Origin of the sequence: uncultured Eudoraea sp., from assembly GCF_947260015.1 — a bacterium.
Classification (GTDB): domain Bacteria; phylum Bacteroidota; class Bacteroidia; order Flavobacteriales; family Flavobacteriaceae; genus Eudoraea.
In genome coordinates, this window is the sequence record NZ_CAMYOM010000022.1 from 1 (window position 1) to 14,519 (window position 14,519).

Annotated in this window: 8 protein-coding genes; 3 read left to right on the forward strand and 5 right to left on the reverse strand. The window is 37.4% G+C overall.

The features are described 5' to 3' along the window. Positions 1-243 precede the first annotated feature (243 nt). Positions 244-1,848, forward strand: coding sequence for an aminopeptidase P family protein (locus Q0X66_RS10365; RefSeq protein ID WP_297706095.1), 1,605 nt, complete (start codon positions 244-246; stop codon positions 1,846-1,848). A 108-nt stretch (positions 1,849-1,956) separates the two neighbouring features. Here Q0X66_RS10365 and thrC read toward each other — a convergent pair whose 3' ends face one another. From thrC to thrA, 3 genes are read right to left on the reverse strand one after another with little or no spacing between them, the layout of a single operon-like run. Next, entirely contained in the window at positions 1,957-3,252 is a 1,296-nt protein-coding gene (gene thrC / locus Q0X66_RS10370) for a threonine synthase (protein WP_297706051.1), read from the reverse strand. A gap of 30 nt (positions 3,253-3,282) precedes the next feature. Then, the gene (locus Q0X66_RS10375; RefSeq protein ID WP_297706053.1) at positions 3,283-4,203 is read right to left on the reverse strand and encodes a homoserine kinase; all 921 of its coding nucleotides are present in this window, start codon (positions 4,201-4,203) and stop codon (positions 3,283-3,285) included. 4 nt (positions 4,204-4,207) lie between these two features. After that, complete coding sequence (thrA, locus tag Q0X66_RS10380) at positions 4,208-6,652, reverse strand: bifunctional aspartate kinase/homoserine dehydrogenase I (protein WP_297706055.1); 2,445 nt, start codon at positions 6,650-6,652, stop codon at positions 4,208-4,210. Between the two features lie 388 nt (positions 6,653-7,040). On the opposite strand from thrA, the gene Q0X66_RS10385 reads away from it, so the two are divergent. Further along, the gene (locus Q0X66_RS10385) at positions 7,041-8,585 is read left to right on the forward strand and encodes an NAD(P)H-hydrate dehydratase (RefSeq protein ID WP_297706057.1); all 1,545 of its coding nucleotides are present in this window, start codon (positions 7,041-7,043) and stop codon (positions 8,583-8,585) included. Between the two features lie 4 nt (positions 8,586-8,589). Here the strand turns inward: Q0X66_RS10385 and Q0X66_RS10390 are convergent, their stop codons facing one another. Both Q0X66_RS10390 and Q0X66_RS10395 read right to left on the reverse strand, forming a co-directional pair. Then, positions 8,590-8,991: an STAS/SEC14 domain-containing protein gene (locus Q0X66_RS10390; protein ID WP_297706059.1), complete on the reverse strand. Its 402-nt coding sequence runs from the start codon at positions 8,989-8,991 to the stop codon at positions 8,590-8,592. Positions 8,992-9,192: 201 nt separating this feature from the next. After that, positions 9,193-11,727 (reverse strand): ATP-dependent Clp protease ATP-binding subunit, encoded by a 2,535-nt coding sequence (locus tag Q0X66_RS10395; protein ID WP_297706061.1) that lies wholly within the window; start codon positions 11,725-11,727, stop codon positions 9,193-9,195. Between the two features lie 260 nt (positions 11,728-11,987). Here Q0X66_RS10395 and gyrA point away from each other — a divergent pair, with 260 nt between their 5' ends. Then, a complete protein-coding gene (gene gyrA, locus Q0X66_RS10400) occupies positions 11,988-14,501 on the forward strand; it encodes a DNA gyrase subunit A (protein WP_297706063.1) in 2,514 nt (837 codons plus the stop codon). Positions 14,502-14,519: the final 18 nt, after the last annotated feature.

The window sequence follows — 14,519 nt, forward strand, 5'->3', positions numbered from 1 at the left end:
AACCATTTTGGCTCCAAGTGCTTCATGGGTCATAGTTAGGGCTGTATTCTTCATATTTCGTCAATTTTAGCTGCGCAAATTTATAGAAAATTAATAACTAGGCTAGAGTGGTTTTTCATTGTTTTATATAAAATACTGTTAATATAAAGATTCGGGGCTAAAGGGTCTTGTTTTACGACTTTTCAGGCTAAGAAACCAAATAAATTATTTAATTTAAAGCCTTTAAAATTGCATCAAATGAAAATGACAACCTTCTTTCTTCTTTGTTTTTCTTTAATAGTGCTATCTGCACAAGATAAGCCTACTGATTATTTGTCGGCTGATTTTCACAAAGAGAGAAGGGCTAAGGCGCGTAGTTTGATGCCACCCAACAGCGTGGCTGTATTTTTCTCTAATGCAGAAAGGAACAGGTCTAATGACGTGGATTATATCTATCATCAAGATCCGGATTTTTATTATTTAACCGGGTATAAAGAACCCAATGCTGTACTGGTTCTTTTTTCGGAAGACCACAAAACAGCTGAAGGAAAAGTCTATAATGAAATTATTTATGTCCAGGAAAAAAATCGAAGGGCGGAGCAATGGAACGGGAAACGCTTAGGGGTGGAAGGTACAAAGGAACAATTGGGGTTTGAAATGGTCTTTAATGGAAGTGAATTTCAAAAATCCAATATTGATTTTGAGGGTTTTGACAAAATTTTATTCTTTGATTTCAAGAATGATTACAGGGATACCAGGAATAATGCCGATTTATTTGATTTGATTAAAACATTTAAAATTAAAATAGATTATCCTTCGGATTATAACGCAACCAGGCAGCAGATCTATAGTATGATTACTTCCACAGAAATTGAAAATAGTGCCAATGTAGCTCAAACATTGGGGAGGTACCTGAATTATTATGAAGATTTAAAATCTGATAATTTATTAGCGGGATATGTTGATGCAAAAGACAATGACAAACGTAAAGAGATACAGGACAAGGTTTCGCTGGAAATGAAATCCAATAATTTAAATTCCTTTCTTTTGGCTGAAATTATGAATAGCCTTAGGGAAACCAAGACTGCTGAGGAAATGGTTTTATTAAAAAAGGCAGTTGAAATATCTGCAGTTGGCCAATTGGAAGTGATGAAGGCAATGCGTCCTAATATGAGTGAAACAGAAATACAGGGGATTCATGAATACGTCTACAAAAAGTATGGGGCCGAATATGAGGGCTACCCTTCCATTGTTGGAGGAGGCAATAACGGTTGTATTCTGCATTACATTGAAAATAACAAACAGAAAGTGGGTAATGAGCTTGTGTTAATGGACCTCGGTGCAGAATATCATGGATATACGGCAGATGTTACCCGAACAATTCCCGCCAATGGGAAATTCACAAAAGAACAGAAATTAATTTATGATATCGTCTACAATGCTCAAGAGGCTGGAATAAAGGCTAGTGTCGTTGGAGCACCCTTTCAGGCGCCAAATGAGGCCGCTTCAGAAGTGGTGGCTGAAGGTTTGGTTGAACTGGGTCTCATTTCATCTCCAAGCGAGATCAAGACCTATTTTCCCCATGGGACTTCACATTATTTAGGATTGGATGTGCATGATAAAGGTACTTATGGTCCATTCCAAGAAAATACTGTTATAACGGTTGAACCCGGAATATATATTCCTGAAGGCAGTAATTGTGATAAAAAATGGTGGGGAATAGCCGTACGGATCGAGGATGATATTCTGATCACCAAAAATGGACCAATAAATCTTTCAGGTATGGCACCGCGTACTACACAGGATATAGAAAAGACCATGGCAATGCCAAGTGTATTGGATAGTTTTACTTTACCCGGGTTGGATTGAGTAATATTTTATTGATGTTTTTGCTAGTAGCGAATAGTATGTTATGCTTGTAGTCAAATTCTCAGCCCCTACCACATGAAAGAAAATAATATTACAAAAAAGAATTTTTTAGGTAGCCAAAAGATATTTCTTCAGTTCTTCATAAGTTGAAATCTGAATTTTATTTTTCTTTTTGGTCATCATTTTGGCAATCTTTTCAGGAAGATCAATTTTTTTCCCGATGGTTTCTTCCACGACATCCAAAAATTTTACGGGATGTGCTGTCTCCAGGAAAACACCATAAATATCGGAATTGGTTTTTTGATACTTCTTTAAACCCAAATAGCCTACTGCTCCATGCGGGTCAGCCACATATGAGTAATCATTGTATATTTTCAATAAGGCCTCCCTTGTCTCCTTATCAGTAAAGGAGTAGGAGGAAATATTTTTGGATAAGTTTTCAAAATCATTCTCGAATAAATGACGGATCCTGATAAAATTACTTGGATCTCCTACATCCATTGCATTAGATATGGTAGCTTTGGAAATTTTAGGAGAATACTCTTGCGTGAGCATATATTGTGGTACCGTATCATTTACATTTGTTGAAGCAATAAAATGTGCAACCGGCAAGCCTAGTTTTTGTGCAATCATTCCGGCACAGATATTCCCAAAATTGCCACTTGGAACAGAGAAAACAATAGACCGACCCTTATTTTTAAGTTTTTTATACGTAAACAAAAAATAGAACATTTGGGGTAGCCATCTGGCCACATTTATTGAATTGGCAGAAGTTAATTGCATTTCTGATTTCAATTCCGAATCTAAAAAGGCAGTTTTTACCATATTCTGGCAATCATCAAAGTTCCCATTAACCTCAAGGGCGGTTATATTCTGCCCCAAAGTGGTTAATTGCCGTTCCTGGATATCACTGACTTTACCACCTGGATATAAAATAACCACCTTAACGCCTTTAACACCTAAAAAACCGTTAGCTACTGCGCCACCCGTATCTCCGGAAGTGGCTACAAGAACAGTTACTTCACTACTGTGATCCTCTGAGAAATATTCAAGGCAATGTGCCATAAATCTGGCTCCTACATCCTTGAATGCCATGGTGGGCCCATGAAAAAGTTCTAAAGTTGCTACATTATTTTCCAATTCAATTACCGGAAAAGGAAAATCAAGCACGCTATTGATGATCTCTTTTAGTTTATTTTCCGGAATGCTTTCACTTACAAATTGTTCTATTGCCTTAAAAGCGATTTCATGATCTGTCAGATCTTCAATATTTTCAAAAAAAGAAGCAGATAGCGGTTTTATTTCCCGTGGAAAATATAATCCCTTATCGGGAGCTATTCCCTTAATTACAGCTTCTTTAAAGGAAACATCCGCAGCTTCTTTATTTAGACTAAAAAATTTCATTTGCCGGTTTTATGGAAGTAAAAGTCAAAATTATAATTTATGCATTCCTCTGGTATTTATTTTAGAGACATATACATCATAGTCCACACCAATATTTATATATACATCTCTCATAGCATTCGCCACATTTTCTGCAGTTTCCTTACCTTTACTCAAAGCGAAAATGGAAGGACCGGAACCCGAAATACCACTGCCAAGAGCCCCCGCTTTAATGGTTGCTGATTTTACTTCACTGAAACCGGGTATTAACATCGAGCGGATTGGTTCTACGATATGGTCTACTAAAGACCTGCCAATTAGTTCATAATCTTCAAGGAAAAGTCCGGATATAAGCCCGCCAACATTCCCCCATTGTTTTATCCCGTCTTTTAAAGAAATTGAGGTCTTGAGTATTTTCCTTGAATCTGATGTCTTTACTTCAATCTGTGGATGGATAACCGTAGCATACAGATCAGGAGGAGTGTTTATTTTAATAATATCCAGAGGTTCATAACTGCGCACAAGGGTAAATCCACCAAATAATGCGGGTGCTACATTATCCGCATGCGCTACGCCGCTGGCTAATGCCTCGCCTTGCATAGCAAATTTTACCAGCTCAATTGGTGAAAATGGTTTCTCAAGAAGTTCATTCATAGCCCATACAGCTCCTGCCGCACTTGCCGCACTACTTCCAATACCACTTCCGGCCTTTATCTTTTTATGTATTTCTATCTCAAATCCACCAGAATATTCACTTTCTTCCAATAAGGCTAATCCGGCAACACCGGCTACGTTATTCATAGTTTCTAAGGGGAGCGACTCACCAGTTATTTTAGAAATTTTAATACCCGGTTGTTTTGTCTTATGTACTATCATTTCATCCCCGATTGCATCTAATGCTAAACCAAGGACGTCAAATCCACACGAGATATTAGCTATTGTAGCCGGACAAAAGACTTTAATACTATTCATTTGATTAAAAATTTCCTATTCTAATAATATCTGCAAAAATTCCGGATGCAGTAACCTCGGCCCCGGCCCCGGCTCCTTTTATGATCATTGGCTGGTTGGGGTATCTTTCTGTATAAAAAAGAACAATATTGTCGCTTCCTTCCAAATTATAAAAGTCATGACCTTTGGGAATCAGTTCTAAGCCAACACTTGCTTTACCATTCTCAAATTCCGCAACATATTTAAGCTTACTTTCAGAAGATACTGCATTTTCATATAATTGCTGAAACGACTTCTCGTGGGCAGTTAGTGAAGCGTAAAATTCATCATTGTTGATTGTAGCCAGACTTTCTTCCGGTAAAAATGAGTTGTTCTTTATGTCTTCAATGTCAAGTACATAACCACTTTCTCTTGCCAATATTAAAATCTTACGCATAACATCAACACCACTGAGATCTATTTTAGGGTCCGGTTCGGTATAACCTTCTTCCTGTGCCCTTTTTACAACATCATGAAAGGTGGTCTTGTCATTAAAATTATTAAAGACAAAGTTAAGGCTGCCGGAAAGTACGGCTTGTATTTTATTAATTTTATCTCCCGAAGCTATCAAATGTTTTAAAGTATCTATTATCGGTAATCCTGCTCCCACATTCGTTTCAAACAGAAAAGGTGCATTGTATTCCCTTGAAAGTTCTTTCAGGTCATTATATTTTTCGTAGTTGGAAGAACATGCAATTTTATTACAGGTAACTATTGAAATACTCTGCTTTAAATAATCGGCATAAGAATTAGCTATAGTTTCACTAGCTGTATTATCAACAAAAATACTATTGCGATGGTTATTCTCCAGAATGGTATTAAAAAACACTTTTCTATCGGCTTTTTTGCCTTTTGCTAAAAGCTCATCCCAATTTTCCAATGGAATACCATCTTCATCAAAGATCATAGTCCTGGAATTAGATAATCCAATTACCCTTGGATTTAATTTTAGGATTTCTTTGAGGTATTTTTTCTGGTTTTGGATTTGTTTGATAAATCTGGAGCCCACATTTCCAACACCCATTACATAGATGTTCAATTGCTTAATATTTTCCTCGAAAAACTCTTCGTGTAAAGTATTAAGGGCTTTTTTTACATCATCTTTTTTTATGACTGCGGAAATATTCCTTTCTGAAGCCCCTTGTGCTATGGCTCTGATATTTACATTGTTTTTACCTAAAGCACTAAACATTTTACCGCTTAACCCTTGATGGCTTTTCATGTTATCTCCTACCAAAGCAATTATGGCGAGCTCACTTTCCACCAAAACCGGTTTTATTTTATGTGAGCTTATTTCATATTCAAAAGCTTTATTTACGAGTGATTCGGCAATAGCTGCATCTGCATCCGATATGCCAACACAAATTGAATGTTCTGAGGATGCCTGGGTAATAAGTACAACACTAATACCCGCCTGGGAAAGGACTTCAAAAAATCGTTTTGAGATACCGGGAATTCCTATCATTCCAGGTCCTTCCAGAGATAACAGTGTAATTTGTCCAACATTACTGATACCCCTAACAGATTTACCCGGGACATTTTCACTTTTGGCTATTAAGGTACCAGCCTCTTCAGGAGCAAAAGTATTTTTAATAAGAATGGGTATGTTTTTGGAAAGTACAGGATGTATTGTAGGTGGATACAGTACTTTGGCTCCAAAATGGGATAATTCCATAGCCTCTTCATAAGAGATTAGCGGAATTGCTTTGGCCTGTTTAACGATCCTTGGATTAGCCGTGTACATTCCACTAACATCGGTCCATATCTGTAATTCTTCTGCATCTATTGCCCCGGCCACTACAGCCGCAGAATAATCAGAACCGCCTCTGCCTAAGGTAGTGGGATTACCTTTGGCTGATGAAGAAATAAATCCGGGAATGACAGTTATTTTGTTTTTTGTATTTGAAAAATAAGCTTTGCATTTTTTATTAGTATTTTCAAAATCCACTACAGCCTTTCCATAGGTGTCGTCAGTTTGGATGAGCTCTCTGCTATCCTTAAAAGTCGCATTCATGCCTTCTGAGATAAAGAATTCACTAATAATGTAGGACGATAAAAGTTCACCGAAACTCACAATCTTGTCCGATAACTGAGGGGTCTTTTCTGCAATTAGGAATGCTCCCTCTGCCAGCGTTTCCAGTGTGTTCAGTTCACTTTTTACCTTACTCAAAATAGCACTTTGTAATTGAATTGGAATGAGTTCTTTGATCGTTTTAATATGCCGGTCTTCTATTTCCCTGAGACAGTCTTTATAGGTTTCATCATGATTTGATGCCAGATCAACTGTTTTTAAGAGTAAATCTGTAATACCGCCCAGAGCCGAAACCACAACCACAATCTTATTTGCATCTAAATTTTTGACAATATTCTGAACCTGCTTTATATGTTGAGCATTGGCTACTGAAGTACCTCCAAATTTTAATACTTTCATTATACTATTTTGTTAATTGCTTGATTTATACAGGTGTTGTTACTGAATATAAATGGATACGGACGTATATGTAGAATCTTACCCCTATGGGGTAGTAGTGTTGATGCTAGCAGCAAAATGGTGCCGGTTAGTAAGGGATGAGGCCCTTTTATTTATGTCCGATATGCTTTTCATAATGTCTATGATGACGATTCAAAAGTAGGACTTTTGAACCCCTTATCAAATAATTCATGCTATTTTTACGAAGTCGTTAATTTTTTTCAAATATTTTTACAAAAAACAGCACGATTTAGGGTGATTCATTGATATACAGTAGAATTTGAAATTAGCAGCAAGAATAGATGTCACTAAATAATAGAATCCTAAAAATCTAACCTTTAATAGGGAAATGAAGATATTTACAGCCAAACAAATATACGCAGCCGACCAATTCACAATTGAAGATCAGAATATCACTAGTGACGCGCTTATGGAAAGGGCGTCCGTGCAGCTTTTTAACTGGCTACATCACAGGTTACAGGGTGCTCAGGTTAAAATTAAGTTGTTCTGTGGGATTGGAAATAACGGAGGCGATGGATTAGCTCTGGCCAGGCATTTAAGGGAACATGGTTACAATTTTGAGGTATTTGTTGTAAATTATAGCGAGAAAAGGTCTCATGATTTTTTGACCAATTTAGAACGGTTAAAGGACCGTAAGATTTGGCCAAACTTTGTTAACCAGGATACTGAACTCCCTTCATTAGATCCTGAAGATATTATTATTGATGCTATTTTCGGGATTGGGTTAAACAGATCACCGGCTCAATGGGTTGAAAGGATTATACAGCATCTTAATAATTCAGCCGCTTTTGTCGTTTCAGTTGATGTCCCGTCGGGTTTGTTTTTAGATCAGGCCATCAAAAATTCAAAAGCGGTGGTGAGAGCTAATTATGTTCTGAGTTTTCAGTTTCCTAAACTTATTTTTTTCTTACCGGAAACCGGAATATTCTCCAATCAATGGGAAATTTTGAATATTGGTTTGTCTCAAAAATATATTGAACAAACCGAGGCCACCTTTGAACTTATTAGCAAAAACGAGGTTTTAAAATATTACCTTCCAAGGGAAAAATTTTCACATAAAGGTACATATGGGCATGCATTGATTCTTGGCGGCAGCTATGGTAAAATTGGTGCTGTTTCCCTTACTTCCAGGGCCTGCATAACCTCTGGGAGTGGATTGGTTTCGGCTTATGTACCGCAATGCGGATATATACCAATACAAAGTTCATTACCTGAGGTTATGGTTATTACAGACCAAGGCGAAAAAGAAATCACGAATATTTCTCTGAACATAGAGCCCAATGTAATAGGCGTGGGAATTGGAATGGGAACTGCAAAAAATACACTGGAAGCGTTCACAAAGTTTTTAGGAATAACTAAATGTCCAATGGTCATTGATGCTGATGGCATTAATATGATTGCCATGAATAAATCGCTATTAAAAAAGCTTCCTCCAAAAACGATACTTACTCCCCATCCGGGAGAATTGAAGCGCTTACTGGGAAGTTGGGAGGATGATTTTGATAAACTTCAAAAAGCCAGGGAATTCTCTAAAAAATACGACTGCATCCTGGTACTTAAAGATGCTCATACTATAGTGATCTATAATAAAAAAGGATATGTAAATACTACGGGAAATCCAGGCATGGCTACAGCAGGAAGCGGCGATGTACTAACAGGTGTGATAACATCATTAATTGCGCAGAAATATGAACCTTTGAAAGCAGCTATTTTTGGAGTATACCTCCACGGAAGGGCAGGAGATATAGCAATTGAAAACTTAGGATATCAGGCGCTAACAGCAACAGCTATAATTAATGGTATTGGCCCGGCTTATATTGATCTCTTTGATGTACCACCTGCAGATGATGAAAAAGAAACCAATGAGAAGTAGTTCCCTACTTCCTTTTAACTCTTCTTTGCACCCAGGCAAGTGCATTATTATAATCAATGTAAAATTTCATTGGTTTTTTGTAGAAGAGTTTTTCAATTTTAAAGTTATGCATATCAACTTCCTTAACGGAAACAATAGCAAATGCTTTAAGATTTTTTAACTCCCTTAAATAGCTGTAAATAGTGGGATCAACGGCATAAGAATTTTTTCTGAGACTAATAATGCCAAAGTTTGTATCTCTGAAATGTATCTCTGAAATTCCTATAATTTGATAAGCCCTTTCCAGGGTAAGTGTTGCCCCTTCGTCAAAGATTACAACCATATGATTTTTGAAAACCTGAACGGTCCCAATGTCTAAGTTGTATTCTTTAACTATAATTTTTTTCTTAGCCGGTCCGACTTTCATTTCATATAGTTTAGTGTGTCTAAGACGAAAGTATTCGCTTGGTCAAGGTTTCCGAAAAATATTAGATCAAAAGCGTATTTATCGTTTATATGGTTTACACCAGGTTGAAACTGTATTCTTATTCTTACTTGTTGTAACCTAGGGAAATAAAAAAAGGAATCAAATTACTTGATTCCTTTATAACTAAATTCTTACATTTTGTTATGCTTTGGAGCCCTTCTTGGATTTTTTTATCTTAATAGTCAGTTCATCTTTCTTTTCATCCAAATCCATATAAATACTATCCCCTTCTTCCAGTTTTGAATTTACAATTTCTTCCGCCAGGGCATCTTCAATATATTTCTGGATTGCTCTTTTTAAAGGTCGGGCACCGTATTGCTTATCAAAACCTTTATCTGCTATGTAATCTTTTGCTTTATCAGTTAAATTCAGTACGTATCCAATATCCTTTATTCTTTCATAAAGCTTATCTAATTCAATATCGATAATCTTATGAATATGTTTACGCTCCAATGGATTAAATACAACAACATCATCAATTCTGTTCAGAAACTCCGGTGCAAAAGCTTTTTTAAGCGCATTTTCAATCACACTCTTATGGTGATTATGCTCCTGCGATTTTTTTGCAGCTGTTCCGAAACCAACACCTTGTCCAAAGTCCTTAAGTTGGCGGGCACCAATATTCGATGTCATTATAATGATCGTATTTCTAAAATCAATTTTACGACCTAAACTATCTGTTAAAAAACCATCATCCAATACCTGAAGTAACATGTTAAAAACATCGGGATGTGCTTTTTCAATTTCATCCAAAAGAATTACAGAATAAGGTTTGCGCCTAACTTTTTCAGTCAATTGCCCACCTTCCTCGTAACCGACATAACCAGGAGGGGCACCTACCAATCTGGATATGGCAAATTTTTCCATATACTCACTCATATCAACGCGAATCAAGGCATCTTCAGAATCAAAAAGTTCCTGTGCTAATACCTTGGCTAATTGGGTTTTACCAACCCCTGTCTGTCCGAGGAAAATGAATGAACCTATAGGTTTATTTGGATCTTTCAGACCAGCCCTGTTTCGTTGAATGGCTTTGGCGACTTTGGCAACAGCTTCATCCTGTCCAACTACATTCCCTTTAATGAGATTTGGCAACTCAGCAAGTTTATTGCTTTCTGTCTGCGCTATTTTATTTACAGGGATTCCGCTCATCATAGACACCACATCAGCTACACTTTCTTCGCTAACGGTTTCGCGATGAAGTTTACTGTCTTCTTCCCACTTTTCCTGTGCAATAGACAGTTCCTTTTCCAGCCTTTTTTCATCATCCCTAAGCTTAGCGGCTTCCTCATAGCGCTGCTTCTTAACCACGCTATTCTTCAATTCACGCACATCTTCCAATTGATTTTCCAATTCAAGAATTTGTTTTGGAACATCCATGTTTATAATATGTACCCGCGAACCAGATTCGTCCAAAGCATCTATGGCCTTATCCGGTAAAAACCTGTCCGTCATATACCTGTTAGTCAGCTTGACACAGGCGATTATGGCTTCATCGGTATAATTTACATTGTGATGATCTTCGTATTTCCCTTTAATATTCATTAATATTTCTATGGTTTCCTCTACTGTGGTTGGCTCCACCATTACTTTTTGGAAACGTCTTTCCAGTGCACCGTCTTTTTCGATATACTGTCTGTATTCATCCAGTGTAGTTGCTCCAATACATTGAATTTCTCCCCTTGCCAAAGCCGGCTTAAACATATTTGAAGCATCCAAACTACCTGTTGCGCCTCCTGCTCCGACAATAGTATGGATCTCATCTATAAACAGAATTACTTCATCATTCTTTTCCAACTCGTTCATAACGGCTTTCATCCGTTCTTCAAACTGTCCACGATATTTTGTACCCGCAACCAGTGAAGCCAGATCCAAAGTAACTACTCTCTTATTATAAAGGATACGCGATACCTTCTTGTTAATAATTCTCAGTGCCAATCCTTCGGCAATTGCACTTTTACCAACACCGGGTTCTCCTATGAGAAGTGGATTATTTTTCTTTCTTCTGCTTAGTATCTGAGAAACACGTTCAATTTCTTTCTCCCGTCCAACAACAGGATCTAATTTGTTATCTTCTGCGAGCCGGGTTAAATCTCTTCCAAAATTATCCAAAACAGGTGTTTTGGATTTTTTACTTCCTTTTTGACCGGAAGCTGTTCCAAAAGATCCTTCCTTACCTTCTGCAGGTTCATCGGAATCACTGGGAAAGGATTCTGACGTAGGAGTATCAATATAATCATCTTCACTGGTGATCATTGATTTAAACTGATCTTTCACTCCATCATAATCAAGTAATTTTGTAGTTGGATCGTTTTCGTTTCTTAGGATACACAATAATAAATGTGCAGTATTTATTGAAGAGCTTTGAAATAATTTCGCTTCCAGGAAGGTGGTTTTTAATGCACGTTCTGCCTGTCTTGTTAGATGAAGGTTTTTTTTATCTTTTTGTGCACCTCCCGAATTTGGATTGGCCGGACTCAAAATTTCCACTTTGCGCCTTAAGTGATCCAGATCCACATCGAGTGCATCCAGAATACTAATTGCTTTTCCATTTCCATCGCGCAGCAATCCCAGCATTAAATGCTCGGTACCAATAAAATCATGGCCAAGTCTTAATGCTTCTTCCTTACTGTAAGCAATTACATCTTTTACTCTAGGTGAAAAATTATCATCCATAAAATTTTCTTATTCGGTAATAAAATTAGTAAATCTATTCTTAAGAACGACAAATACCGTACCTATATTCGACAAACTTGGACTAAATGACGAAAAAAACCCGGATTTACAAAAAAATTAACATGCTAATTATTAACGAAATCGCTATCCGGTTGTGTTAATAAATTCTTTAATAAACTGCTTTGAACTTGCTTTGTAAGCTATGATTTTGCGTATATTGGCCTGATATTTTAATTACAATAAAGCAATAAGATTTTTATATGGCTGAAGGAGAAAAATTGATCCCTATCAACATTGAAGATGAAATGAAATCAGCCTACATTGACTACTCAATGTCGGTCATTGTGTCACGTGGTCTAAAGCCGGTTCACAGGAGAGTTTTATACGGAATGCACGACTTAGGCGTTCGGTCTTCAAGTTCCCACAAAAAATCTGCAAGGATTGTTGGGGAAGTATTAGGTAAATATCACCCTCATGGTGATACCTCTGTTTATGATAGTATGGTGAGGATGGCTCAGGAATGGAGTCTGAGATACATGTTAATTGACGGACAGGGTAATTTTGGATCTGTAGACGGCGATAGTCCTGCTGCAATGAGATATACTGAGGCCCGCATGCGCAAGATTGCGGATGAGATGTTGGCAGATATTGATAAAGACACCGTGGATCATCAACTTAATTTTGATGATTCACTTAAAGAACCAACAGTTCTTCCTACCAGGATACCAAATTTATTGATAAATGGAGCCTCGGGTATTGCAGTAGGAATGGCAACTAATATGGCTCCACACAACCTTTCAGAGGTGGTAGATGGAACCATCGCTTATATTGAGAATAATGATATAGAGATTGATGAGTTAATAACACATATTAAAGCTCCCGACTTTCCTACCGGAGGAATCATATATGGTTACGATGGTGTAAAAGAAGCTTTTCATACTGGTCGTGGCAGGGTTGTTATGAGAGCTAAGGCCACTTTTGAAGAAGTTCAGGGAAGGGAATGTATCATTGTTACGGAGATTCCGTATCAGGTCAATAAGGCAGACATGATTAAAAAAACTGCCGATTTGGTTAATGATAAAAAGATAGAAGGTATATCATCTATTAGGGATGAGTCTGATAGAAAGGGGATGCGCATTGTATATATCCTTAAAAGGGATGCCATTCCAAATATTGTCCTTAATACATTATACAAATATTCGGCACTTCAGTCGTCCTTCAGCGTAAATAATATTGCTCTGGTAAAGGGAAGGCCAAAAATGCTTAATGTAAAAGAGATCATTCATTATTTTGTTGAGCACCGTCATGAAGTGGTTGTAAGACGTACCACTTTTGATTTGAAAAAAGCTGAAGACAGGGCTCATATATTGGAAGGACTTATTATTGCCTCCGATAATATTGATGAAGTTATCGCTATCATTAGAGCGTCTTCAAATGCAGAAGATGCCAGAGATAACCTCATTAAAAGATTTAAATTATCTGAAGTTCAGGCCAAGGCGATTGTAGAGATGCGTCTGAGACAGCTTACAGGTCTTGAACAAGATAAATTGCGATCTGAATACGATGAGATTATTAAGACAATTGCCGACTTAAAGGACATTCTTGCTAATAAAGATCGCAGAATGCAGATCATAAAGGATGAACTTCTTGATGTAAAAGAACGCTATGGGGATGCAAGAAGGTCAGAAATAAACTTTGCCGGGGGCGACCTGAGTATAGAGGATATGATACCTGACGAACAGGTAGTAATTACAATTTCGCATGCAGGTTACATAAAAAGGACTCCGTTAAGTGAATATAAAACACAGAACAGGGGAGGAGTAGGGCAAAAAGCCTCATCCACAAGGACTGAGGATTTCCTGGAGCATCTTTTTGTTGGTACAAACCATCAATACATGCTGTTCTTTACTCAAAAGGGAAAGTGTTTCTGGATGCGGGTTTATGAAATTCCCGAAGGTAGCCGAACATCAAAAGGCAGGGCCATACAAAACCTGATAAATATTGAACAGGATGATAAGGTTAAAGCATTCATTTGTACCAGGGATTTAAAAGATGAAGAATATGTGAATGGCCATTATGTAATTATGGCTACCAAAAAAGGTACAGTTAAAAAAACCTCATTGGAACAGTATTCCAGGCCACGCCAAAATGGTATTATTGCTATTAGTATAAGAGAGGATGATGAATTATTAGAAGCCAAACTAACCACTGGTACAAGTCAGATTTTACTTGGGCTTAAATCCGGTAAGGCTATCAGGTTTGAAGAAAGCAAGACCAGACCTATGGGCCGTAATGCTTCTGGTGTCCGTGGCATAAGATTGGCCGATGAAAAAGATGAGGTAATAGGCATGTTGTCTGTAAATAATTTTGATGACGAAATATTGGTAGTCTCGGAGAATGGATTTGGTAAAAGATCGAGCATCGATGATTACAGAATTACCAATAGAGGAGGTAAAGGTGTGAAGACCATCTCCATAACCGATAAAACCGGCGGTCTGGTGGCTATTAAAAATGTTTCTGATTCTGATGACTTAATGATTATAAATAAATCTGGTATAGCTATTAGGATGAGTGTTGATGACCTGCGGACTATGGGCAGGGCCACTCAAGGTGTAAAATTGATCAACCTGAAAGACACCGACTCCATAGCAGCCGTAGCCAAAGTAATGAAGGATGAAGATAGTCTGGAGGAGGTTGATATAATGGATATTGAGGTAAAAACAGAGGATGGCACGGCTCTTGATACTGATGATCCGGAAACCGATAAGGATTAATAAATAAACACTAATAAT

Coding starts and splice junctions, on each gene's coding strand:
- Q0X66_RS10375 (WP_297706053.1), bottom strand. CDS start 4,203: ATGAATAGTATTAAAGTCTTTTGTCCGGCTACAATAGCTAATATCTCG.
- thrA (WP_297706055.1), bottom strand. CDS start 6,652: ATGAAAGTATTAAAATTTGGAGGTACTTCAGTAGCCAATGCTCAACAT.
- Q0X66_RS10385 (WP_297706057.1), top strand. CDS start 7,041: ATGAAGATATTTACAGCCAAACAAATATACGCAGCCGACCAATTCACA.
- Q0X66_RS10365 (WP_297706095.1), top strand. CDS start 244: ATGACAACCTTCTTTCTTCTTTGTTTTTCTTTAATAGTGCTATCTGCA.
- Q0X66_RS10395 (WP_297706061.1), bottom strand. CDS start 11,727: ATGGATGATAATTTTTCACCTAGAGTAAAAGATGTAATTGCTTACAGT.
- gyrA (WP_297706063.1), top strand. CDS start 11,988: ATGGCTGAAGGAGAAAAATTGATCCCTATCAACATTGAAGATGAAATG.
- thrC (WP_297706051.1), bottom strand. CDS start 3,252: ATGAAATTTTTTAGTCTAAATAAAGAAGCTGCGGATGTTTCCTTTAAA.
- Q0X66_RS10390 (WP_297706059.1), bottom strand. CDS start 8,991: ATGAAAGTCGGACCGGCTAAGAAAAAAATTATAGTTAAAGAATACAAC.